Origin of the sequence: Micromonospora chokoriensis, from assembly GCF_900091505.1 — a bacterium.
GTDB classification, from domain to species: domain Bacteria; phylum Actinomycetota; class Actinomycetes; order Mycobacteriales; family Micromonosporaceae; genus Micromonospora; species Micromonospora chokoriensis.
On sequence record NZ_LT607409.1, the window covers coordinates 925,074 to 948,564 of the forward strand.

Consider the following 23,491-nt stretch of genomic DNA (forward strand, 5'->3'; position numbering starts at 1 on the left):
CCGCTCAGACCCGTTGCTCCCGCAGGTCGGTGACCTCGGCGGCCGGCGCCCACCCCTGGTAGACGCCGAAGTCGAAGACCTCCAGCCGCATCGCCTCCGCCACCGGCCAGCGGCCACCCGTGTATTCCACCCGCAGCCAGGCGTCGTGTTCGCCGAGCACGATGAACGGCTGCCCCTGCCAGGTGCAGGTGGTCCGCACGTACGCCAGGTCCTCGATCTCGCTCGCCGGCAGCACCCGGACGTACCGGCCCGCGCGGACCTCCTCGAAGCCCTCGCCCGGCTCCGGCTGGTAGAGGCGAATGTTGTCGCCGTCCGGGCTGGCCTGGTATTCCCGGCCCTGCCAACGGGCCACGTAGCCGTCGCGCTTCACGCCTCACCGACCCGTCGCCAGACCACCGTGTCGGTGTCGAGTTCCGCCACCACCCGCTCGGTGCCGTCCACGCCGATCCGCCACAGCTGCGCGCCGTGCGGGAGGCGTGCGCTGTCCACCTTGAACTCCGCCACCACGTCGCTGCTCTCACCCGGGGCGAAGCCGTTGCCGCGGAACGGGGGACGCTCGATGACCCAGCCCTCCATGGCTCGCATCGCCGGCTCGTTCTGACCGCCGTACGGGATGCGGTAGAGGCTCGGCCGGTGCGCCGGCCAGCGCAGCACGTAGATCTCCTCGGCGTCGCGGGAGAACGGCGAGCCGGGGTAGCTGAGGCCGAGCGCGTCGTGCACCTGCGCCGGCGTGGTCAGGTGCGCCAACTCACCGGCCCGGTGCACGAAGCCGGAGACCCGGTCGTACCCCCGGTCGAGGTAGTAGGCGAGCTGGGAGGGGGCGATCGCCTTCTGCATGACAGTCGGTCGGGTCGGGTCGACCGCGGCCGGAGCGTACCGGGGGCGGGCGGTGGGCTCCGCCGCGACCGGGGCTTCCTCCGGGTCGACCTCCAGGTCGTCACCGAGCCCCACCTCGGCGGCCCAGTTGGCCAACGCGACGATCTGCTCCCCGGGCAACTTGGCACCGACAGGTGTGCCCGGGTTGACGGCGAACGACCAGTCCTCGTCCGGCCAACGTCGGATCAGTTGGGCGAACTTCACCCGGACCGTGTCGACGTCACCCTCGAAGTGGTCGGCGAGGCGCTCGGGGGACGTGTAGACCACCACGTACGTCTCGCCGTCGAGTTGCGCCGTACGCCAGACGAAGCCCGCATCCCCGGGGCGGCTTCCGCGCAGCGACTCCGGTGCCGCCGGCAGCAGGACCCGGGCCAGCAGCAGTGTGGACAGGAAGGTGTCGGTGCTGCCCGAGCCGGCGGCGCCGAGAAGGTCCTCCTCGACCGTGTTGGCCGGCTCGAAGTCGACCGCCGCCGGGTCGTCGGCCGGCGGGCGCTGCCCGTCGCCGTCCGCGGTGTGGCTCTCGCCACCGACGGGCAGATCGGTGCTCGGCACGCCGTCCGACGGGCTGCCGAGGTCGGACGGAGCGCCACCGACCGGGCTGTCGACGCGGGCGGCTGTGGTCTCCGTCGCAACGGTGGGTCCCGCGACGGACGGGCTCGGCACCCGCTGGGCCGGGGTGAACGACGGCGGGGCCGGGCTGAACGACGACGGGGCGAACATGCTCGGCCCGGAGGACGTCGACCCGAACGGCGGCGGTGCGGCATCGGCAGGGTCGCTGGTCTCGACCGCGGCGGTGAGATCGCGGGACTCGATGATGGTGCCCTCGATGACGATGGGCGTGAAGCCGCGGCGCGGCGCGGGCGGGCCGGACACCGGCTCCGCAGCCGACGTCGACAGCTCCTCCACCGGCGGGTACGGGCTCGGCCGGTCGCGCGGGATCGCCTGGGTCTCCTCCGCCGGAGGGCTGGGCCGCTCCGACCCTCGGGTCAGCGGCGGCTCGCCGGTCATCCGGAAGGCGCGGGTGGGCTCCTCCGCCAGTAGGTCGGGCCGGCGTGGAGGCAGCGGCTGGGTGACCTCCTCGGCGGGTGCCGGTGCGCGTACCCCTCGGGGTGCGCCGAGGTCTGACACCGGCTGCCGGAACGGCCGGGTGGCGTCCGGGTCGCCCATCGGGAAGGCCCGGGTGGCGGTCTCGTCGGCCGGAGCATCGGCCGGACGGCGACGGGGGAAGGGTTGACTGCCACGCCCGAAGCGCGTCGGCGGGGCGGCCCGGTCACCTGGACGGCCTCCGCTCGTGCTCGGGTCGGGGCCGCGATCCCGGGCGGTGCTGGGTTCGAAGAAGGAGCGACGGGGAGCCTGCGGCCCACCGTTGCCGCCGAGCGGACCGTCGTCGCCCGGCCGGGCCGCCGCGGGCCAGCCCGCGCCGGACCTCGACTGGTCGGCACCGGGGTGGTCGGCAGGCGTCAGCGGTGCGAACCGGGACGGTCGACCGGTACGGGGCAGGGCGCTCGGTCGGGGCGGCTCGGTCGGTGGTCGCTGACCGGCGGGCAGGTCCTCCGCACCGGGTCGGCGCGACGGCTCGGCCGGGGTGGGCGTGCGGGACGCCGGGCCCGGCACCGAGGGGGCACCCACCCGCGGCTGCGCATCCCTCGCGGGCCCGCGAGGAGGGACCGGGGCAGGCGGAACGGGGGGAGGCGGAACAGCGGCAGGGGGAACGGGAGCAGGCGGAACCGGCGGCGGAGGAGTCGGAGCGAGCACCGTCGCGTCCGAGCCGGGCGACGACGCACGGGCCGCCGACTGTCGACCAGCGGCCGGCGTCGCGTCCCGACCGGGAGACCCGCTCCGGGTGCGGGCGAGGGTCTCCGCCCGTTCCAGGCGGGCGCGGGCACCCATGGCACGGCCGGGGAGACGGACGTCCCCCCGCGAGAGTTGGGCGACGAACCAGGCCGGCAGGTAACCCTCGACCGGAAGGCCGGGGTTGACGGCGAGCCACCACTCCTGATTGGGCCAGCCGACCGCGAGGTCCGCGAAGGGGACGCGTCGGTTGCTGCCCGGATGCTCACCGAGGCACGCCCGCAGTGCGGCAGCGGAGGTGAAGGCCAGGACGTGCGTCCGACCACCGGTGGTCCAGGTGCCCCAGCCGGCGGGTGGCTGGCCGGGCTGTGTCGGGGCGGAGACCGGCAACAGCAGGTCGGTGCGGGACAGAAGCCGGAAGTAGAGCTCCTGGTCATTGGCGTGCAGCGCGTCGCGCATCGCCACCTCGGCCTCCGTGGCCGGCTCCCATTCGGTCACGGCCACCTCCCCTTCCGAGAACAGGCCACAGGTATCGCGTACAACCTACAAGGTGGTACCAAGATCACAATGGCTGACCGTCGGCGGCCTGCCGGGGCGTGGGTGAGGCGATAACATCCCGTTCCGGACCCGACACGATACGGAGGCCGTCGATGTCTCGACCGATCACGCGCCCGGTCGTCGCAGGTCTGACAGCCGGCCTCCTGACCGTACCGGCCCTCCCGACCGTCGCCGCCACCGCCGGGCTGCGCGTGGTGCCGGCCTGCGCGACCTCGGCCACCCCGGCTCGGCCGGTCACGGCCGCACCATGGCCGCAGCGACGGTACGACCCGACCCGGCTCGCCCCCCTGGCCACCGGCGCAGGGGTGACCGTCGCGGTGGTCGACTCCGGGGTGGATCGGGCGCACCCCCAGCTGGCCGAGCGGGTGCTGACCGGCACCGACCTGCTCGACCTCGGCGGCGACGGCAGCCGGGACTGCGCCGGGCACGGCACCGGCGTGGCGAGCATCATCGCGGCGGCGCCCCGCCCCGGGGTCGCCTTCCACGGCCTCGCACCGGATGCCCGGATCCTGCCGGTGCGGGTGAGTGAACAGCAGGTGGTGCAGGGTCGGGAGTCGGGTCGTACGGTCACCGCCGACGAGTTCGCCCGGGCGATCCGCTGGGCCGTCGACCACGACGCCGACGTGGTCAACCTGTCCGTCGTGTTGTACGCGGACGACCCGGAGGTGCGTTCGGCGGTGCGGTACGCGGTCGACCGGGACGTGGTGCTGGTGGCCGCCGCCGGCAACCTGCACGACAGTGGCGACCCGCAGCCCTTCCCCGCCGGTTACGACGGGGTGATCGGCGTGGGGGCGATCGGGGCGGACGGGGTGCGGGCCGCCTTCTCCCAGAGCGGCCCGTACGTCGACCTGGTGGCACCCGGCAGCGAGGTGCTGACCGCCGCACCCGGAGCCGGCCACCATCAGGTCGAGGGCACCAGTTACGCGGCGCCCTTCGTGGCCGCCACCGCCGCGTTGCTGCGCGAGTATCGGCCGGAGCTGACCGCTGCCCAGGTGGCCGAACGGATCATCGCCACCGCCGACCCGGCTCCGGGAGTCGGCCGGGGTGGCGGGTACGGAGCCGGCGTGCTGAACCCTTACCGGGCGGTCACCGAGACCGGCGGCAGCCGTGCGGCCGGCCCCTGGCAGGTCACCGCTCTCGCCGACGACCGAGCCGACCCGGCGACGCTCGCCCGCCAGGCCCGGCGCGCGTCGGCACGGGACCGGGCCCTGCTGGTCGGCGTGGTGGTCGGCCTGACGGCCGTCACCGTGGTGCTGCTCGCCCTGGTGCTGCCCCGTGGGGCCCGCCGACGCTGGCGTCCAGCCGGCGAGGCCTGACCTCGCAGACCGAGCGCTCCGCACACCGCCCCGACCGCTGCGGCGCAGCGGCCGGGGCGCCGACCTGGACATGGTCAGCGCTCCCGGCTCACCGCGCTCACTGGAACAACCCGGTGTTCTTCTTCTCGGTGTCCAGATAGTCGGAGGCGGAGTCGCCCACCGCCACCTTGATGTCCCGCAGCATCGCCTGGAGATCCTGCGAGGCGGACCTCCACCGCGCCTGCCGCTGCTCGTAGGCCTGGCGGGCCTCGCCCGTCCAGCTCGCCACCAGCGGAGCGGCGTCGCGTTCGAGTTGACCGAGTTGCGAGTCGAGCCTGTTCAACGCCTTCTGGATGTCCGCGCCAGCTTGCTGGAGCGCGGCGAAGTTGACGACCAGCACACCGTGGTCCATCGGATTTCCTCCCCGGGCGGGTTCAGAGCGGCAGTTGGATGCCGCCGCGATTGGTGCCGGCTACCCGGCTGGCGGCCTCGTCGTCGGAGACGTCGTACTGCCGGCCGGCGGTGCGGATCGCGCCGGCGGTCTCCCGCAGCGCCCGGTGCAGTGCCGCCTGATCCTGCGACCACTGCTGCTTGACCTGCTCGAACGATCGCCCACCGGCGCCACGCCAGGCCTGCTGCAACACCTCCAGCTCGGCCAGCAGGCCGGTCAGCATGGATTGCAAGGACTGGTCCACCTGCTCGAACTTCGCGGCTGTCTGCTGCATCACCGCGGCTTCTGCCTGCGTCTGGGACACCCGGACGTCACCTCGTCTCTCTGCTCGCACCTGGCTCTCGACGCGCCCACCCTGGGGGCGCGTCGGCCGCTCGGCCCGGCCGTCGAGCACTGAGACACGGGTCAGCGACGAACTTTCGTGGCTGACGGTAGCGACCTCGTAGCAGTTCTGCTACCCCCTGCGGCTCCCCTGTGGACAACCACGGCAGCCATCGGTCACTTACGATGTGCTGCAACCACGTCGCGGCGTGTGACGGCCGGTCGGCCGCCGGCCCGACACGGTCCCCACAGGTCGAGGAGGCGCGGTGCCGGCGATCACCACTGGAGGACCGCACCGGGCGACACCAGCCCGGTTTGGGCCGGCGACCGGGTCACCGACGGTCGGCCCGCCCACCGACCGCGGGCCGGGGCTGGCCGATCAGCAGGCACCACCTCGCCGGTCACCGTTCGCGCGGGGCACCGATGCCGGCGTCCGGGCCGGTCAACTGGTCACCGTGCAGGTCGCGGCGGCGCTCGTCCTCATCACCCTCGGTCGGCCGGCACCGCTCACCGTCGCGGCGACGCTCGTCGCCGTACTGCTGGTGGCGGTGGCCGTGGTCCGGATCCGGGGCCGGTGGCTCTTCGAGTGGTTGGGCACGGCCGCCGAGCACCTGACCCGTCGCCGGGAGTTGACCGGGCCGGCCGACGCGGCCGACCTGCTCGAACTGGTCGCTCCGGGCACTGTCGTCCAGTCCACCGAGCTGACCGGTGGACCTGCCGCGGTGCTGGAGGACACCGCGGGCATGGTGGTGCTGCTGGAGCTCGGCGACCCCGGCGACCTGCTCGGCGACGCCTCCCGGGCCATCCCCGCGCCGTCCGCGTTGCTGCCGCCGGCCGGGACGGATGTTCCCCCGCTACGGGTCCAACTGCTGCTCAGCGGGGCGCCGGCGCCGGTGCCCTCGGCGGCCGGGACGGTCGGCACGTCGTACCGGCAGCTCACCGACGGGCGGCTCGCCGGTCGGGAGCGGGCGGTGGTGGCGGTGCGGGTGCTGCGGGTGGACGGCTGGACCGGAGAGGATCTGCGCCGGGTGCTCGCCGGCACGGTGCGCCGGATCGTCCGCCGGCTCGGGCCGTTGACCGCTCGGCCGCTGGGCGTGCCCGCGGCCCTGCGTGTGCTCGGCGAGTTGGCCCATCACGACGGGCAGCCGGTCCGGGAGGCCTGGTTCGCGCTTCGGTCCGGCACTCTGCACCAGGCCACCTTCCGGCTGGTCCGCTGGCCCGACGGCACCGGTGGACGGCGACTGGTGCCCCGGCTGCTCGCGCTACCGGTGACCGCGACGACCGTGTCGATCTCCACCGGCCCGACCCCGGCCGCCTCCGCCCCCGGGATGCCGACCGTGCTGACCGTACGCCTGGCCGCCGGCACGGCGACCGAGCTGGCCGTCGCCGCCGAGGCGTTGACGCGCCTGGTGGCCGACCTGGGAGGGGAGCTGCGGCGGCTCGACGGCGCGCACCTGAGCGGGCTCGGCGCGACACTGCCGTTGGCGCTGACCATCGACGAAGCGCCTGCCCGCCCCGCGTTGGACGACTGGGAGCTCACGGTGGGCGACGCGGGGATGATGGTCGGCAGGAACCGGCACGGCGGGGCTGTCACCGTACGACTGTTCCGGCCGGAGAGCACAAGGGTGTTGCTGGTCGGCGGCGTGCGCGCGGCCCAGTTGGTGGCCCTGCGCGCCCTGGCCCTCGGTGCGCTGGTGGTGGTGCAGACGTCCCGGCCGCGCGCCTGGGAACCGTTCGTCCGGGGTGTGGGCGCGCCGGGCGGGACGATCCCGTTGATCCCGCCCGGCCGCCCGGTGGCCGACGGGGTGGGCAGTGCGCTGCGCCCGTTGCTGCTGGTCGTCGACGCGGGGCCGGTGCCGGCCGACGCCGAGCCGGGCCCGCCGTGGCGGGCCACCCTGGTGGTACGCGACGAGCTGACGCCGGCGGACGTGGACACGTTGAGCCGCGCCGACCTGGCGTTGCTGCAACCGTTGAACGCCGCCGAGGCCGCGTTGGCCGGCACCGCGCTCGGGCTCGGTGGGTCGGCCGAGTGGTTGACCCGGATCCGGGACGACATGGTGGCCGTGGTCAACCGCAGGGCGCTGCGCTGGGCGCTGCTCTCCCCCACTCCGATCGAGTCACAACTGATCGGACGACCGGCGCGGGGTTGATCCCCGCAGGATGGTCAACTGCCGGGTTACGCGGGTGCGTGGTCCGTGGCACGATCCCCGCCATGGGTTTTCTGAAGGGTCTGCTGATTCGGCTGGCCAGCACAGCGCTGGCTTTCTGGCTGGCCACACTCCTCATTCCGGGCATCTCTCTGGACTCGAACTCGGCAGTCGAGACGGTGACCACGCTGCTCCTGGTGGCGGTGATCTTCGGCGTGGTCAACGCGGTTCTCCAGCCGATCATCAAGACGGTCGGCTGCGGCTTCTACCTGCTGACCCTGGGTCTCATCGCGCTCGTGGTTAACGGGCTGCTGTTCCTTCTCACCAGTTGGATCGCCGACCAGGCCGGGCTGCCGTTCACGGTGGACGGTTTCTGGCCGGCCGCCGTACTCGGCGCCCTCTTCGTGAGCATCGTGACCTGGATCCTGGGCGCCGTCCTCGACCGGGACTGACCGCCGACCAGATCGGCCCGCCCCGGCTCTCCGTCGGGGCGGGCCGCTGACCACCTACTGGGAATTGGCCACCGTGGGCGCCCATCCCGGCGGTTAGCGTCACGTGGTGTTCTCACTGACCAGCGCCGACGGCCACCTGCTCAGCACCGATCCTGCCCGGCTCGATCTGGAGTTGGTGCACCACTGGTTGTCGACCGACGCGTACTGGGCACTCGGGCGCGACCGCGCCGTCACCGACCGGGCGTTCGCCGGCTCGCTGCCGTTCGGCGTCTACCGGCCCGAGGACGGCCGTCAGGTGGCGGTGGCCCGGGTGGTCACCGACGGCGCCACCTTCGCCTGGCTCTGCGACGTGTACGTCGACCGGGTCGCCCGGGGTCGCGGGCTGGGTGGGTGGATGGTCGGCGCAGCCCGGGACCACCTGGCCGAGCTGGGCGTGCTCCGGATCCTGCTGATCACGAACGACGCCCACCAGGTGTACGCGCGGGAGGGCTTCACGCCCTTGGACGCCCCGGAGCGGTGGATGATTCTCGACCGCCGTCCGCCGGTGACCCCGATCACCGGAAAGGAACAAAACAGCGGAACGCCCCTTACGGTGGAGGCGTGACGCCTCTCCGCCTGGGATATCTCTACGGCCTCGGCGCGTACCTGCTCTGGGGTTTCTTCCCGCTCTACCTCAAGCTGCTGCGGCCGGCCGGCGCGCTGGAGATCCTGGCCCACCGGGTCGTCTGGTCGGTGGTGTTCGTGGCGCTGCTGCTGGGCGCGCTGCGCAATGTCGGCTTCCTGCGGGCGCTGCTGCGCCGCCCCTGGGCGATGGCCGGGATGGTCGCCGCCGCGGCGCTGATCGCCGTCAACTGGGGCACCTACATCTACGGGGTCAACTCCGGCCGGGTGGTGGAGACCGCGCTGGGTTACTTCATCAACCCGCTGGTCGTGGTGCTGCTCGGTGTGACGGTGCTGCGGGAGCGGCTACGACCGGCGCAGTGGGTGGCGTTGGGCATCGGCGCGTCGGCGGTCGTGGTGCTCACCGTCGACTACGGCCGGCTGCCCTGGCTGGCGTTGACCCTGGCGTTCAGCTTCGCCGGCTACGGGCTGGTGAAGAAGCGGATGGGGCTGCCACCGGCGGAAGGGCTCTTCGTCGAGTCCGCGGTGCTGGCGCTACCGGCGTTGGGTTACCTCGCCTGGCTGACCGCGCGGGCCGAATCGACCTTCGGACACGTCTCGGCCGGGCACACCGCGCTGCTCGTGCTCGCCGGAGCGGCCACGGCGACCCCACTGCTGATGTTCGCCGGGGCGGCCAACCGGCTGCCGCTGAGCAGCCTCGGCATGGTCCAGTACCTGGCGCCGATCCTGCAGCTCGGCTGCGGTGTGCTGATCTTCCACGAGCCGATGCCGCCGGCCCGCCTCGCCGGCTTCGGGCTGGTCTGGCTGGCCCTGATCGTGTTCACCACCGACGCCGTCCGGACCTCCCGCAGAGCCCGGTCCCGCCACTCCGAACCCACCGTCGATCATGGAGTGGTGGTGCCCGCCCGGCCCTAGTTCGGCCCCGCGCCCCGCGCCCCGCGCCCCGCGCCAAGATCCGGGGCGGGGGGCGGGGCGGGGTTATGGGACGGCGTAGGTGAGCAGGGGGGTGCCGTCGGCTTTCTGGAGCTCCACGCTGGCCAGCTCGGCGTCGGTGAACCTCGTGTTGCCGGTGAAGCTGAGGTCGTCACCGGGGGCCGCCAGCCAGGAGCCGATCTGCTCGGTGGCGCCGTTCGGGCCGCGCGCCACCAGCCGGAACGGGTACGCCTTGCCGTAGCTGGTCCGCGCGTCGTAGCCGCACCGCATGGTCACCCGGGTGCCCCACTTGGTGCCGACCAGTCCGATGTCGGCGTGCACCGGCCCGGCCTGGGCCACCGGCCGCATGGCGACCATCGACACCTGCGGGCCCGGGGTGCTCTGCGCCGCGGGCGGCGGTGCCGCCGGTCGGGGCAGGACCGCGGCCGTGCCGACACCCACGACCAGGGCCAGCCCGGCGGCGGCGAGGGTGGTCAGCGCGTACCGTCGCCGGTCCGCGGAGCGTTGCCGACGCCGGCGACGCCGCGCCTCGTCGAGCAGAGCGGGCACCCGGGGCGGGGCCGGCGGGGGCAGGATCTGCTCCAGTCCCGCCGGGTCGAGGCGCCCGAGCAGCCCGGGCAGCACGGCGATCTCGGCGACCGACTCGCGGCAGGAGGCGCAGCCAGAGAGGTGCCGCTCGTACGCCGCCCGTTCGGCGGGGGCCAGGGCACCCAGCACGTACGCGCCGTCGTCGTACGCGAACTCGCACCGGGTCATCCCGTCACCCCCATCTCGGCCAGGACCAACCGTAGAGACCGCAACGCGTAGTGGGTGCGGGACTTCACGGTCCCCGGCGGTACGCCCAGGCGGGACGCCGCCTCGGCCACCGACCGCCCCTGGTAGAAGCATTCGACGAGCACTTCCCGGTGGGTAGGGCTCAGTCGGTTCAGCGCCTCGGCGACGGTCCACGCCTCCACCGCCCGCTCCGCCTCGTCGATCACCTCGGGCGGTTCGGGAAGGTCGTCGGTGAACACCTCGCCCACCCGGGTGGACCGTCGCCGCCAGGCGTCGATGGCCAGGTTGCGGGCGGTGGTGAACAGCCACGACCGCACCGAACCGCGTTTCGGGTCGAGGGACTCCGGGTGTCGCCAGGCCCGCAGCAGGGTCTCCTGCACCAGGTCCTCGGCGCGCTGCCGGTCCCCGTTGACCAGCCGCAGGGCATGGGCGTACAGCGCCTCCGCGTGCTCGTCGTGCAGCGCGCGCAGCAGTTGGGCGTCGTGGTCGCTGATGGCGGTCTCCTCGCTTCCTGCGCGCGTCCGGCGGTGCGTCCGCCCGTGAGTACGTGCGGTGACGCCGAACGGTTCAGCCCGAGGTCAGACGGTTGTCGTCCAGAGAGGTGTTCATGCCCGGTTCACATCGCGGCTGACGAGCGCTCACCGCGTCCTCCTAGCGTCCGGCGGGTACGCCGCCTGTCGTGCCACCGACTCCCTGGAGGCTTCCCCCATGAGCGACCGCCCCCGGCTGCTCCCCCTGTTGACCGGCAACCGCCATGGCACCCGTGACGCCATGACCTGTCTGTACCGGTGCGGAAACGCCTGCGACCACCCGGTCCCGAACACCTCCGACAACGCGTACTTCGGTGACGTGGTGAACGCGGAGGTCTCGCGGCGCGGCGTGGTCCGGGCCGGCGCTGTCGGCGCCCTGGTCCTCGGGTTCGGCGGCGCGGCGGCCGGTGCGCTCGCCGGCGCGGCACCCGCCGTGGCCGCCCCCACCACCCCGGATGGTCCGGAGGCCTTCGGCTTCGGCCGTCCCGGCACCGGTGTCGGCAACGGCGCGCTGACCTTCAAGCCGATCCCGCCGAACAAGCTGGACACCCTCGTCGTGCCGAACGGGTACGACCACGCTGTCGTGATCAAGTGGGGTGACCCGGTGCTGCCGGGCGCGCCCGAGTTCAACCTGCACCACCAGACCGCCGCGGCGCAGTCCAAGCAGTTCGGTTACAACAACGACTTCGTGGGCGTGCTGCCGCTGGACAAGCAGGGCAAGCGTGCGCTGCTCGTGGTCAACCACGAGTACACCAACGAGGACCTCATGTTCCCGGGCTTCCCCGGCCTGGACGGGCTCTCCGTGGAGCAGTTGCGCACCGCCATGGCCGCGCACGGCATGTCGGTGGTGGAGGTGGAGCGGGTCGCGGGCACCGGGCAGTGGAAGCCGGTCGGCAAGGGCCCCCGCGCGTACAACCGGCGGATCACCGCGCTGAGCACCAAGTTCGACCTGACCGGCCCGGCGGCCGGCTCCGCCTGGCTGCGGACCGCCGCCGACCCCAGGGGTCGTACGGTCGTCGGCACCCTGAACAACTGCGCCGGTGGCGTGACCCCGTGGGGCACTGTGCTCTCCGGTGAGGAGAACTTCAACCAGTACTTCGTGGGCGCCGACGCGGCACCGGCCGAGCTGAAGCCGAAGCTGGACCGCTACGGCATCAGCACCGCCAGCCGCTACCCCAGCGGCAGCCGCAAGTGGGAGCGCGCCGACGAGCGCTTCGACCTGGCGAAGCACCCCAACGAGGCGCACCGGTTCGGCTGGATCGTCGAGATCGACCCGTTCGACCCGGAGAGCCGCCCGCGCAAGCACACCGCGATGGGCCGGTTCAAGCACGAGGGCGCGAACGTGATCGTCGCCAAGGACGGCCACGTGGTCGCGTACATGGGTGACGACGAGCGGTTCGACTACCTCTACAAGTTCGTCTCGGACCAGAAGTTCATGAAGGGCAACTCCTGGGCCGCCCGCAAGCACAACCTGACCCTGCTGGAGTCCGGCACGCTCTACGTGGCGCGGCTGGACCAGACCAGCGCGGCCGAGATCGACGGCTCGGGCAAGCTGCCCACCGACGGCGCGTTCAACGGCCGGGGTCGCTGGATCAAGCTGGTCAGCGGCAACCGCTCGTTCGTCGACGGGATGACCGCCGCGGACGTGCTCACCTTCACCCGGCTCGCCGGTGACAAGGTCGGCGCGACCAAGATGGACCGCCCCGAGGACGTCGAGCCGAGCCTGCTCACCGGCAAGGTGTACGTGGCGCTGACCAACAACACCAACCGTGGGGTCGGCAGCAACCCGAAGCCGGACGAGGCCAACCCGCGCAACGCCAACAAGCACGGGCAGATCCTGGAGCTGGTGGAGGACCGGGGCGACAACACCTCGGAGACCTTCGCCTGGTCGTTGCCGATCGTCTGTGGCGACCCGACCGACGCGTCGACCTTCTTCGCCGGGTACGACAAGACGAGGGTCTCCCCGATCTCCTGCCCGGACAACGTCGCCTTCGACGCCACCGGCAACCTGTGGATCTCCACCGACGGCAACGCTCTGGGCAGCAACGACGGCCTGTTCGCCACCGCTGTGGAGGGCCCGGAGCGGGGGCACCTGAAGCAGTTCCTGACCGTGCCGCTCGGCGCGGAGACCTGCGGCCCGTTCATCACCGGTGACAACCGTTCGGTGTTCGTCGCGGTGCAGCACCCCGGTGAGATCACCGGCGCCTCGGTGGAGAACCCGGCCTCGAACTGGCCGGACGGCGACTTCGCCAAGCCGGGCGTGGTGGTCGCCTGGCGTCTGGACGGCGGCCCGATCGGCAGCTGACGTTGCGCAGGCGGTCGGGGCTGGACCGCCCCCGGAGGCCCTCTCCCAGCCGGGGAGAGGGCCTCTGGCGTTGCCGAGTCAGGTGTCGGAGGCGATGCCGTCGGCGACGCTGCGGGCCACGGTGAGCAGCTTGGCGCGGACCACCCGGGCGGAGGTCATCATCTCACTGGCCGGCAACGCGCACGCCAGCACGACGCGGCGTTCCATGTCCTTGTCCGGGGCGACGAGCACCGCCGCGCAGGCGACCCCCTGACGGAACTGCCCCATCTCCAGCTGCATGCCGCGCCGGTCGCCGGCCGCCAGGTCGGCCTCGAACGTCTCGGTGGTGGTCAGCGTGGCGGTGGTGAACGGGCGCATGCCGTACTCGCGCAGGTAGCGGTGGCGCTGGTCGACGCTGAGGGTGGCGAGCAGCGCCTTGCCGAGGGCCGTCGCGTGCGCCCCCTCGTCGAAGCCGGGGACCAGATCCTCCAGGTACGGCGAGCGGTGCCCCTCGGCGACCGCGGTGAGGGCCACCTGACCGCCGACGAAGCGACCGAGGTAGTGGCTGTAGCCGGTGTCCAGGGCGGCCCGCCGTAGGGTCTCACCGACCGCTGGAGGGCCCCGGAACGCGGTCACCAGCTCCCGGTACCGGTCGGCCACCTCCAACCCCACGATGTACGTGCCGTCCTCGCGACGGATCACGTAGCCCTCGTAGGCGAGTGTGCGGACCAGGTGGTAGGTGGTGGCCACGGTCAGCTCGCACCGCCGGGCTATCTGCTTGACGGTCAGGCCCTTGGGGGCGCGACCGACCGACTCCAGCACCCGCAGTGCTCGGGACACGCTGCGGATCAGGTCCGAAGGTTCTGCCAAGGGGTCGCGCACAACCACCTCCGCCGCCGGGGACTTACACCATATGAAAAACAGGCCCGGTGCGAAATGCCTGTTCGGGTCGAGGATGCCAGATCACCATCCACAGCTCGTGGTCCGACCGTCACGGCGAGTGGTCTGAGACGGATTCACGTAGGTTTGCCGGACGATGACCAACACCGCCATCACCCCCGAGCCGACCGCCGCCCGATCCCACCCGATCCGGGCCAGCGCCGGCGCAGTCGCCACCACAGTGGCCTGCGTACTCCCCGTGTTCCTGCTCGGTGGCCTCGCCGTGCAGATGGGCAGCGACCTCCGCTTCTCCCCGGCCGGCCTCGGCCTGGCCGTATCCGTCTACTTCGGCGTCAGCGCGCTGGCGTCGGTGCCCTCCGGCCGCCTGGTCGAGCGGTACGGCCCGGCCCGGGTGGCCCGCTGCGGCATCGCGCTCGCCGCCGTGTCGATGCTGGCCGTGGCGGCTGCCGCCCGGTCGTACCCGGTGCTGGTCGGGTTGCTGGCCCTCAGCGCCGCCGCGAACGCCCTCGGCCAGTTGGCCAGCAACACGGCCCTGGCCCAGCACGTGCCGGCCCGACGGCAGGGGCTGTCGTTCGGTGTGAAGCAGGCCGCCATCCCGATCTCGACCCTGCTGGCCGGCGCAGCGGTGCCCGTCATCGCGCTCACCGTCGGCTGGCGGTGGGCGTTCGTGGCGGCGGCGGTGGTCGCGATGACGACGCTGCCCGCCGTACCCCGGGACATACCTGGTCCGCCGCGACGGGCCGGCGCGACGCGCGCCGGCCGAGCGACGGCCGCGCTGGTGGTGGTCGGCGCGGCGGCGACGTTGGCAGCGGTGGCGGCCAACGCGCTGGGCACCTTCCTGGTGGACTCCGCCGCAGCCCGGGGGATGTCGCCGGGCCTGGCGGGCCTGACGCTGACGTTGGGCAGCGCGGTCTGCGTCGCGGCCCGGGTGGGTACCGGCTGGCTGGCCGATCGGCGTGCCACCGGGCACGTCGCCCTCATCGCCGCGATGCTCGTCGTCGGCGCGGTCGGGCTGGGCCTCCTCGCGCTGACCGGCCCGGTGCCGCTGGTGGTCGGCGTGGTGCTCGGCTTCGGTCTGGGGTGGGCGTGGCCCGGCCTGATGACCTTCGCGGTGGTCCGGCTCCACCCGCAGTCACCGGCCGCCGCCACCTCGATCACCCAGACCGGGGTGTACGCGGGCGGTTGTCTCGGCCCGCTGAGTCTGGGCCCGCTCGCCGCCCACCTCGGCTATCCGGCCATGTGGACCACCGCGGCGGCGGCCATGCTGCTGGCCGCCGTCCTCATGCTCGGCGGCGGCCGCCTGCTGGGCCGTGCCGCCGCCGTCGAGAGCCGGGGCGAAGGTCAGCTGGTGCGGTCGGCGATGTAGTCGCAGAGCGATTCGAGCGCCTGCCGCGACGGGCCCTCCGGAAGGGGGGCCAGACTCGCGCGGGCGTCCTCGGCGTAACTGCGCACGGTCTCCCGGGCGCGCTTGAGCGCCGGGCTTTCCCGGAGCAGCCCCAGCGCCTCGGCGTGCAGCGCGTCGTCGGTCAGCGGGCCGGTCGCGAGAATCTCCCGCAGACGCACCGAGGCGGCGTCCGAGTCGTCCGACTGGCGCGCGTAGAGCACCGGCAGCGTCGGAACGCCCTCGCGCAGGTCCGTGCCGGGCGTCTTGCCCGACTGCACCGACTCGGAGGCGATGTCGAGCAGGTCGTCGGTGAGCTGGAAGGCGACGCCGATCGTCTCGCCGTAACCGGCGAGGGCCTCCACGTGCTCCGGGGCGGCGCCACCGAACATGCCGCCGAACCGGATCGACGTGGCGATCAGCGAGCCGGTCTTGTCGGCGATCACGTTCAGGTAGTGGGTCACCGGGTCGTCGTCCGCGCGCGGCCCCACGGTCTCCGCGATCTGGCCGTGCACCAGCCGGGCGAAGGTGCGCGCCTGCAACCGGACCGCCTCCGGGCCCAGGTCGGCGGCGATGTCCGCCGCGCGGGCGAAGAGGTAGTCGCCGACCAGGATGGCGAGCGAGTTGGTCCAGCGGGAGTTCGCGCTCGCCGCGCCCCGGCGGACGACGGCCTCGTCCATCACGTCGTCGTGGTAGAGGGTGGCCAGGTGGGTGAGCTCCATCACCACTGCGGCCGGGACCACCTGCGGGCCGGTGGGGTCACCGAACTGTGCGCCGAGGGCCACCAGAAGCGGCCGGAAACGCTTCCCGCCCGCCTCCAGAAGGTGCCGGGCGGCCTCGGTGACGAACGGGTCCGCGCTGGACACACTGGCCCGCAACTCGACCTCGACCGTGTCCAGAACCGCCAGCACGGACGCCTCGACCCGCGGATCGGCAAGGTGGAGGCCGATCGCGCCGAACTGACTCGTGCTCGCCCGACCCCGCCGACCGGCGGAGCCGGAGGCACCTGAACGCTCACCCGCCGGATTCACCACGCTATCAACCATGCCACACCCGTTCGACCTGCTCCGGGTCGGGGATACGCACCGGGGGCCGGCACGTGAACACGCGCCGACCCCCGGTGATCGATCTTTCCGTCATCGAACGAATTCGGCAGCTCCGCTGGCCAGATCGAGCAGCGGCGCCGGGGCGACACCCAGGACCAGGGTGGCCAGCACACCGATCGTCAACGCGGCGGCGGTGAGCCCGCCGGGCACCGTGACGGTCGGGGTGGACTCGCCCGGCTCGGAGAGCCACATCATCACCACGACCCGCAGGTACGGGAACGCCAGCACCATGCTGGTCAGCACACCGGCGATCACCAGCCAGGCCTGACCGCCGTCGAGCGCCGGCCCGAAGATGGCGAACTTGCTGGTGAAACCACTGGTCAGTGGGATACCCGCGAAGGCCAGCAGGATGAAGGTGAACAGCGCGGCGAAGAACGGCGACCGCCGACCCAACCCGGCCCAGCGGGACAGGTGGGTGGCCTCCCCGTCGGAGTCCCGCACCAGGGTCACCACCGCGAACGCGGCCAGCACCGAGAAGCCGTACGCGACCAGGTAGAACATCGTGCCGGAGAGCCCGTCGCGGCTCGGCGCCAGCACACCGACCAGCAGGTAGCCGGCGTTGGCGATCGAGGAGTACGCGAGCAACCGCTTGATGTCGGTCTGGGTGACCGCGAGCACCGCGCCGACCAGCATGGTCAGCACCGCCACCGCGCCGAGGACCGGGGTGAAGTCCCAGCTGGCGTCGGCGAACGCTACGTGGAAGACCCGCAGCAGGGCACCGAACGCGGCGACCTTGGTGCAGGCCGCCATGAAGCCGGTGACCGGGGTCGGTGCGCCCTGGTAGACGTCCGGCGTCCAGACGTGGAACGGTGCCGCCGCCGCCTTGAAGAGCAGGCCGATCGAGAGCAACGCCATGCCGGCGAAGAGGAGCACCGGGCTGGCCGGGGACTCGCTCACCGCCGCGTCGATCGTGGCGAAGTCGACGCCGGCCGGCCGGCCCGGGATGCCGGAGGTGAAGCCGTAGATCAGCGCCACCCCGAACAGGAAGAACGCGGAGGCGTACGCGCCGAGCAGGAAGTACTTCATCGCCGCCTCCTGGCTCAGCAGCCGCCGGCGACGGGCCAGCGCGCAGAGCAGGTAGAGCGGCAGGGAGAAGACCTCCAGCGCGATGAACATGGTCAGCAGGTCGTTCGCCGCCACGAAGATCAGCATGCCGCCGATCGCGAACGTGGTGAGCGGGTAGACCTCGGTGAGGCCGTTGCGCCCCTCGGCCTGCCGCCGGTCGTCGGCCGACTCGGCGGTCACCGCGGCCTGGGCGACGAACGCCCCGCCGCGCTCGACCGAGCGGTCACCGATCAACAGCAGCGCCATCGCGGCCAGCACCAGGATCGCGCCCTGGAGGAACAGCGTCGGCCCGTCGATCGCGAGGGCCCGGCCGGCGGTGACGATCCGCTCGTCGGCGCTGAGGACCACCATGGTCAGCGCCGCGAGCACGGCCAGCAGCGCCAGCGTCAGCTGCACCACGTGCCGCCAGCGCCGGGGCACGAGAGCCTCGACCAGCACGCCGAGCAACGCGGCGCCCAGCATGATCAGGATCGGGGAGAGCGCCGCGTAGTCGATCGACGGCAGTTTCAACTCGGTCACTGTGCCGACCTTTCGTTCGCGCCTGCGCCACACCTTGCCCGCGACTGCGGGGCTCGCTTCGCTCTCTCCTCGCGCGGCCGGATGGGGCTCGCGAGCTCACTCCTCGCGCTCACCGGCCTGCCTCCTGGACGGTGCCCACCGACGGGGCCGGGTCGGTTCTACCGATGTCGTCCATGGTCGCCTGGACGGCCGGGTTGATCACGTCAGTGACCGGCTTGGGGAAGAAGCCGAGCAGCACGATCAGTGCGATCAGTGGGGCGACCACGACCTTCTCGCGCAGGTTGAGGTCCTTGCGCATCCCGTCGACCTCGGTCAGCGCCGGGTTGAGGGTGCCCTGGGTGGTGCGCTGCACCATCCACAGCACGTACGCGGCGGCCAGGATGATGCCGAGCGTGGCGATGATCGCGACCGGCTTGTTCACCGTGAAGGTGCCGATCAGCACCAGGAACTCGGAGATGAACGGCGCCGTGCCCGGTAGCGCGAGCGAGGCGAGACCGGCGAAGAACAGCACCCCGGCGAGCACCGGGACCAGCTTGCCGGCACCACCGAAGTCGCTGATCAGCGCCGAGCCACGCCGGGCGACCAGCATGCCCACCACGAGGAACAGCAGGCCGGTGGCCAGGCCGTGGTTGAGCATGTAGAGCACCGCGCCGGTGCCGGCCTGGGTGGTGAAGGCGAAGATGCCCACACCGATGAAACCGAAGTGCGCGATCGAGGTGTACGACACCAGCCGCTTGAGGTCGTTCTGGCCGACCGCCAGCAGCGCTGCGTAGATGATGCCGATCACGCCCAACGCCAACGCCCAGGGCGCGAACCACTTCGACGCCTCGGGGAACAGCGGCAGGCAGTAACGCAGGATGCCGAACGTGCCGACCTTGTCCAGCACACCGACCAGCAGCGCCGCGGCACCCGCGGGGGCCGCGCCACCGGCGTCCGGCAGCCAGGTGTGGAACGGGAAGAACGGCGCCTTGATCGCGAACGCGAGGAAGAAGCCGAGGAACAGCCACCGCTCGGTGCCGGTGCTGATGTCCACCTGCGACAGCGCCTGCCAGTCGAAGGTCTTGCCGCCGACCACCCACAGGCCGATCACGGCGGCCAGCATGAACAGACCGCCGACCAGCGAGTAGAGGAAGAACTTCACCGCCGCGTACTGCCGCTGGTGGCCGCCGTAGCTGCCGATGAGGAAGTACATCGGGACGAGCATGACCTCGAAGAACACGTAGAACAGGAAGACGTCGGCGGCCGCGAAGACACCGATCATCGTGCATTCGAGAACCAGCAGCAGCGCGAAGTAGACGGGCACCGACCGCTTCGACGACTCGGCGTCGTGCCACGACGCCAGGATCACCAGCGGGACCAGCACCGCGATCAGCATCAGCATCACCAGCGCGATGCCGTCGGCCGCGAAGGTGAAGCTGACACCCCAGTTCGGGATCCACGAGTACGACTCGCGGAACTGGAAGCGGTCACCGCCGGTCTTGAAGCTGACCCACATCACCACCGAGAGCACCAACACGAGCAGCGACCAGGCGAACGCCACCTGCTTGGCCAGCTCCGGCCGGTGGCGCGGCAGGAAGGCCACCACCAGGGCGCCCACCAGCGGCGCCACGGTGAGCACCGAGAGGAACGGGAAGTTGGACATTATGCGGCCTTACCTCCGTCGTCACTGCGTGGTCCGCCGGCGGGGGCGGCCGGGAAGAGGTCGATCACGCCAGCCACCCCGCCTGCACCGCCAGGAACGCCGCCATCACCAGCAGCGCACCGGCCAGGATCGAGGTGGCGTACGAGCGGACGAAGCCGGTCTGCATCCGCCGGAGGCGGCCCGAGCCACCGCCGACCGCGGCGGCGAGCCCATTGACGAGCCCGTCGATGCCCCGGTTGTCGAGGAACACCAGCGCCCGGGTGAGGAAGATGCCCGGCTTCTCGAAGACCGCCTCGTTGAACGCGTCGGTGTAGAGGTTGCGCCGGGCGGCGGTGACCAACACACCGGCCGGCTGCGGCGCGGTGGCCGTGCCGGCCCGGAACAGGAACCAGGCGAGCCCGGCACCGAGCACGGTGACCAGCAGCGACAGGATCGTGATCACGAGGTGCGAGAGGACCGGCTTGTGCTCCGCGTGCTCACCGCCGAGCCCAGCGGTGGCCGCCAGCCAGTCCGGCACCGAGGTGGAGAGCAGGTAGCCGGCTCCGACCGAACCGACCGCCAGCAGGATCAGCGGGATCGTCATCAGCTTGGGCGACTCGTGCGGGTGCTCGATGTCCTCGGTCCACCGCTTCGGTCCGTGGAACGTGAGCACGAACAGTCGCGTCATGTAGAACGCGGTCAGCCCGGCGCCGAGCAGCGCCGCGCCGCCGAAGAGCCAGGCGGTCCAGTCCTCCCGCTCGAAGGCGGCCACGATGATCGGCTCCTTCGAGAAGAACCCGGAGAACGGGAACATGCCGATGATGGCCAGCCAGCCCATCATGAAGGTCAACCAGGTGATCTTCATGTGCTTCGAGAGGCCACCGAAGCGGCGGATGTCGACCTGGTCCTTCATGCCGTGCATCACCGAGCCGGCGCCGAGGAACATGTTGGCCTTGAAGAAGCCGTGCGCCAGCAGGTGGATGATCGCCAGCGCGTACGCGCCACCACCCAGGCCGACGCCGACGAACATGTAGCCGATCTGGCTGACCGTCGACCAGGCGAGCACCCGCTTGATGTCGTCCTTGGCCGCGCCGATGACGCAGCCGATCAGCAGGGTGAGCGCACCGACACTGACCACGACGAGTTGCAACGTCGAGTTCGCGGAGAAGACCGGGTTGGACCGGGCGATCAGGTAGACGCCGGCGGTGACCATGGTGGCCGCGTGGATGAGCGCCGACACCGGGGTCGGACCCTCCATCGCGTCCGGCAACCAGGCCTGGAGGGGGAACTGGCCCGACTTGCCGGCCGCGCCGAGCAGCAGCAGCAGACCGAGGACCAGCACCGTCGCGCCGGTCAGCGAGCCGACACCGTTGAACACCTCGTCGTACTGGGTGGTGCCGAGGGTGGCGAACATGATGAAGATGCCGATGGCCAGGCCGGCGTCGCCGACCCGGTTCATCAGGAACGCCTTCTTACCGGCGGTGGCCGCGCTCGGACGCTCGGTCCAGAACGAGATCAGCAGGTACGACGCCAGGCCGACGCCCTCCCAGCCGAAGTACAACATCACGTAGTTGTTGCCGAGCACCAGCAGCAGCATCGCCGCGACGAACAGGTTGAAGTACGCGAAGAACCGGCGACGACCCGCGTCGTGCGCCATGTACTCCACCGCGTACAGGTGGATCAGGAAGCCCACCCCGGTGATCAGCAGCACGAAGACCGCAGCCAGCGGGTCGAACAGCAGGCCGAAGTCGACGCGCAGGTCACCGACCGCGATGAAGTCCCAGAGGCTCAGCTCGACCGACTTGTTCTCCAGGCCACGCAGCTGGAAGAAGAAGGACAGGCCGAGCACGAACGCGGCACCGATGGCCGCCACACCCAACCAGTGCCCCCAGCGGTCGGCCCGCCGGCCGAGCAGCAGCAGGACGGCCGCGCTCAGCAGCGGGATCGCCACCAGCAGCCACACGCCCCCGAGCAGCCCCGTGGCCTGGGCGTATTCCACAGTCTCTTCCACCGGTGGACCCCTCAGTACTTCAGCAGGTTGGCGTCGTCGACGCTCGCCGAGCGTCGCGTCCGGAAGATGGCCATGATGATCGCGAGCCCGACCACGACCTCGGCCGCCGCCACCACCATCACGAAGAACGCCATGATCTGGCCGTTGAGGTCACCGTTGATCCGGCTGAAGGTGACCAGCGTCAGGTTGGCCGCGTTGAGCATCAGCTCCACGCACATGAACAGCACGATCGCGTTGCGCCGGATCAGCACCCCGGCGGCGCCGATGGTGAACAGCACCGCGGCGAGGACGAGGTAGTAGTTCGGCTCGACCGAGAAGAACGATTCCATTACTTGGTCTGCCTTCCGTTCGCGACTGCGGGGCTCCGCTTCGCTGCACTCCTCGCGCTCACCGGGCCTGCCTTTCGTTCGCGACTGCGGGGCTCCGCTTCGCTGCACTCCTCGCGCTCACCGGTCCGTCCCCTTCAGCGAGGTCTCCTCGGCGGTCAGCTCGCGCTGCGGAAGGATCGCCGGGGTGCTCCGGTCGGTCAGGCGGCCGTCGGGCAGCCGGGCCGGGGTGGCCACCGAGGAGGAGGTCGCGAAGACACCGGGGCCGGGCTTCGGACCGGGGTAGTTACCCGGGGCGAAGCGCGCCTTCATGGTCGACACCTGGTCGACCTTGTCCTGCTTGCGCCGCTCCACGTGGGCCAGCACCATGGCGCCGACCGCCGCGGTGATCAGCAGCGCCGAGGTCAGCTCGAACGCGAAGACGTACTTGGTGAACAGCAGCCGGGCGATGCCCTGCACGTTGCCCTCGGCGTTGGCCTGGTCCAGACCGACCGCGGTGGTCCGGTCCAGCGCCTGGTAGACGCCGGTGCCGACCAGGCCGGCGAAGCCCACGCCGAGCACGATCGCGGCGACCCGCTGACCGCGTAGCGTCTCGATCAGCGAGTCCGTGGAGTCGCGACCGACAAGCATCAGCACGAACAGGAACAGCATCATGATCGCGCCGGTGTAGACGATGATCTGCACCATGCCGATGAACGGGCCGGCCTGGAGCACGTAGAACACGCCCAGGCAGAGCATGGTCAGCACCAGCCACAGCGCCGAGTGCACGGCGTTGCGCGCGGCCACCATCCCGATCCCGCCGAGCAGGGCGAGCGGGGCGAGGATCCAGAAGGTGACCGCCTCGCCGCCGGAGACCGAGCCCGCCGCGGCGAGCACCGTAGACGTGGTCATGCCTTCTCTCCCTTGCCGGCTGCCACGCGCTGGGCGGCCTGCTCGGCACCCGGGAACGTCACGCCGGGGTGTTCCTCGACCTGGTAGCGGCCGGGGCCCATCGGGGACGTCTCGGCACCGGCGGACGTGCCCGGGTTGTCCAGCGCGCCGACGTAGTAGTCCTTCTCGCTGTCACCCAGCCGCATCGGGTGCGGCGGCTGCTCCATGCCCTCGAGCAGCGGAGCGAGCAACTGCTCCTTGGTGAAGATCAGGTCCTGCCGGTTGTCCCGGGCCAGCTCGTACTCGTTGCTCATGGTGAGCGACCGGGTCGGGCAGGCCTCGATGCACAGCCCGCAGAAGATGCACCGGGCATAGTTGATCTGGTAGATGCTGGCGTACCGCTCACCCGGCGAGAAGCGCTGCTCGTCGGTGTTGTCGCCACCCTCGACGTAGATGGCGTCCGCCGGGCAGGCCCAGGCGCACAGCTCACAGCCGATGCACTTCTCCAGGCCGTCCGGGTGCCGGTTGAGGATGTGCCGCCCGTGGTAGCGCGGCGCCGACACCGGCGGCTTGAACGGGTAGTCGGTGGTGACGACCTTCCTGAACATGTGCGAGAAGGTGACACCGAATCCCTTGAACGTTCCGGTGATCGAGCCCAC

The 23,491-nt window shown here is 71.7% G+C and carries 21 protein-coding genes; 7 read left to right on the forward strand and 14 right to left on the reverse strand.

Going from position 1 to position 23,491, the window contains the following annotated elements; all coding sequences use genetic code 11:
• Positions 1–4: 4 nt before the first annotated feature.
• Complete coding sequence (locus GA0070612_RS04315; RefSeq protein ID WP_088986741.1) at positions 5–370, reverse strand: hypothetical protein; 366 nt, start codon at positions 368–370, stop codon at positions 5–7.
• Entirely contained in the window at positions 367–3,165 is a 2,799-nt protein-coding gene (locus GA0070612_RS04320) for an SseB family protein (protein WP_088991262.1), read from the reverse strand. Before GA0070612_RS04320 ends, GA0070612_RS04315 begins: the two co-directional genes overlap by 4 nt.
• Positions 3,166–3,317: 152 nt before the next feature.
• Here GA0070612_RS04320 and mycP point away from each other — a divergent pair, with 152 nt between their 5' ends.
• Positions 3,318–4,541, forward strand: coding sequence for a type VII secretion-associated serine protease mycosin (gene mycP / locus GA0070612_RS04325; protein WP_088986742.1), 1,224 nt, complete (start codon positions 3,318–3,320; stop codon positions 4,539–4,541).
• A gap of 97 nt (positions 4,542–4,638) precedes the next feature.
• On the opposite strand, the gene GA0070612_RS04330 is transcribed toward mycP, so the two are convergent.
• Together GA0070612_RS04330 and GA0070612_RS04335 are read right to left on the reverse strand one after the other, a co-directional pair.
• Positions 4,639–4,932 (reverse strand): WXG100 family type VII secretion target, encoded by a 294-nt coding sequence (locus GA0070612_RS04330; RefSeq protein ID WP_088986743.1) that lies wholly within the window; start codon positions 4,930–4,932, stop codon positions 4,639–4,641.
• Positions 4,933–4,954: 22 nt separating this feature from the next.
• Positions 4,955–5,275, reverse strand: a complete 321-nt coding sequence (locus tag GA0070612_RS04335; RefSeq protein WP_088986744.1) for a WXG100 family type VII secretion target — start codon at positions 5,273–5,275, stop codon at positions 4,955–4,957.
• A 283-nt stretch (positions 5,276–5,558) separates the two neighbouring features.
• Between GA0070612_RS04335 and eccE the strand changes: the two genes are divergently transcribed.
• The 4 genes from eccE (at position 5,559) to rarD (ending at position 9,427) form a co-directional block, all read left to right on the forward strand.
• Positions 5,559–7,442, forward strand: coding sequence for a type VII secretion protein EccE (gene eccE, locus GA0070612_RS04340; RefSeq protein ID WP_197699305.1), 1,884 nt, complete (start codon positions 5,559–5,561; stop codon positions 7,440–7,442).
• A gap of 62 nt (positions 7,443–7,504) precedes the next feature.
• Entirely contained in the window at positions 7,505–7,891 is a 387-nt protein-coding gene (locus tag GA0070612_RS04345) for a phage holin family protein (protein ID WP_088986745.1), read from the forward strand.
• A 106-nt stretch (positions 7,892–7,997) separates the two neighbouring features.
• Positions 7,998–8,495, forward strand: a complete 498-nt coding sequence (locus GA0070612_RS04350) for a GNAT family N-acetyltransferase (RefSeq protein WP_088991264.1) — start codon at positions 7,998–8,000, stop codon at positions 8,493–8,495.
• A complete protein-coding gene (gene rarD / locus GA0070612_RS04355) occupies positions 8,492–9,427 on the forward strand; it encodes an EamA family transporter RarD (RefSeq protein ID WP_088986746.1) in 936 nt (311 codons plus the stop codon). The genes GA0070612_RS04350 and rarD overlap by 4 nt, the downstream gene beginning before the upstream one ends.
• A 63-nt stretch (positions 9,428–9,490) precedes the next feature.
• Here the strand turns inward: rarD and GA0070612_RS04360 are convergent, their stop codons facing one another.
• Positions 9,491–10,201 carry an anti-sigma factor family protein gene (locus GA0070612_RS04360; protein WP_088986747.1) on the reverse strand — a complete coding sequence of 237 codons (711 nt, stop codon included), beginning with the start codon at positions 10,199–10,201 and terminating at the stop codon, positions 9,491–9,493.
• A complete protein-coding gene (locus tag GA0070612_RS04365) occupies positions 10,198–10,692 on the reverse strand; it encodes a sigma-70 family RNA polymerase sigma factor (protein ID WP_231924593.1) in 495 nt (164 codons plus the stop codon). The genes GA0070612_RS04360 and GA0070612_RS04365 overlap by 4 nt, the downstream gene beginning before the upstream one ends.
• A 235-nt stretch (positions 10,693–10,927) precedes the next feature.
• On the opposite strand from GA0070612_RS04365, the gene GA0070612_RS04370 reads away from it, so the two are divergent.
• Entirely contained in the window at positions 10,928–13,054 is a 2,127-nt protein-coding gene (locus GA0070612_RS04370; RefSeq protein ID WP_088986749.1) for a PhoX family protein, read from the forward strand.
• A gap of 78 nt (positions 13,055–13,132) precedes the next feature.
• Here GA0070612_RS04370 and GA0070612_RS04375 read toward each other — a convergent pair whose 3' ends face one another.
• Positions 13,133–13,915 carry an IclR family transcriptional regulator gene (locus GA0070612_RS04375; RefSeq protein ID WP_088986750.1) on the reverse strand — a complete coding sequence of 261 codons (783 nt, stop codon included), beginning with the start codon at positions 13,913–13,915 and terminating at the stop codon, positions 13,133–13,135.
• Positions 13,916–14,069: 154 nt separating this feature from the next.
• Here GA0070612_RS04375 and GA0070612_RS04380 point away from each other — a divergent pair, with 154 nt between their 5' ends.
• Positions 14,070–15,299: an MFS transporter gene (locus GA0070612_RS04380; protein ID WP_088986751.1), complete on the forward strand. Its 1,230-nt coding sequence runs from the start codon at positions 14,070–14,072 to the stop codon at positions 15,297–15,299.
• On the opposite strand, the gene GA0070612_RS04385 is transcribed toward GA0070612_RS04380, so the two are convergent.
• The 7 genes from GA0070612_RS04385 to nuoI all read right to left on the reverse strand — a co-directional run bounded on the left by GA0070612_RS04385 (position 15,275) and on the right by nuoI (position 23,491).
• Positions 15,275–16,360, reverse strand: coding sequence for a polyprenyl synthetase family protein (locus GA0070612_RS04385; RefSeq protein ID WP_088986752.1), 1,086 nt, complete (start codon positions 16,358–16,360; stop codon positions 15,275–15,277). The genes GA0070612_RS04380 and GA0070612_RS04385 overlap by 25 nt on opposite strands.
• Before the next feature lie 90 nt (positions 16,361–16,450).
• Positions 16,451–18,004, reverse strand: coding sequence for an NADH-quinone oxidoreductase subunit NuoN (gene nuoN / locus GA0070612_RS04390; protein WP_088986753.1), 1,554 nt, complete (start codon positions 18,002–18,004; stop codon positions 16,451–16,453).
• Between the two features lie 109 nt (positions 18,005–18,113).
• Positions 18,114–19,646, reverse strand: a complete 1,533-nt coding sequence (locus GA0070612_RS04395; protein WP_088986754.1) for an NADH-quinone oxidoreductase subunit M — start codon at positions 19,644–19,646, stop codon at positions 18,114–18,116.
• A gap of 64 nt (positions 19,647–19,710) precedes the next feature.
• Positions 19,711–21,636 (reverse strand): NADH-quinone oxidoreductase subunit L, encoded by a 1,926-nt coding sequence (nuoL, locus tag GA0070612_RS04400; RefSeq protein ID WP_197699306.1) that lies wholly within the window; start codon positions 21,634–21,636, stop codon positions 19,711–19,713.
• 11 nt (positions 21,637–21,647) lie between these two features.
• Positions 21,648–21,965 (reverse strand): NADH-quinone oxidoreductase subunit NuoK, encoded by a 318-nt coding sequence (gene nuoK / locus GA0070612_RS04405; RefSeq protein ID WP_088986756.1) that lies wholly within the window; start codon positions 21,963–21,965, stop codon positions 21,648–21,650.
• A gap of 117 nt (positions 21,966–22,082) precedes the next feature.
• Positions 22,083–22,853: an NADH-quinone oxidoreductase subunit J gene (locus GA0070612_RS04410; protein WP_088986757.1), complete on the reverse strand. Its 771-nt coding sequence runs from the start codon at positions 22,851–22,853 to the stop codon at positions 22,083–22,085.
• On the reverse strand, positions 22,850–23,491 hold the full coding sequence (gene nuoI, locus GA0070612_RS04415) for an NADH-quinone oxidoreductase subunit NuoI (RefSeq protein ID WP_088986758.1): 642 nt from the start codon (positions 23,489–23,491) through the stop codon (positions 22,850–22,852). Before nuoI ends, GA0070612_RS04410 begins: the two co-directional genes overlap by 4 nt.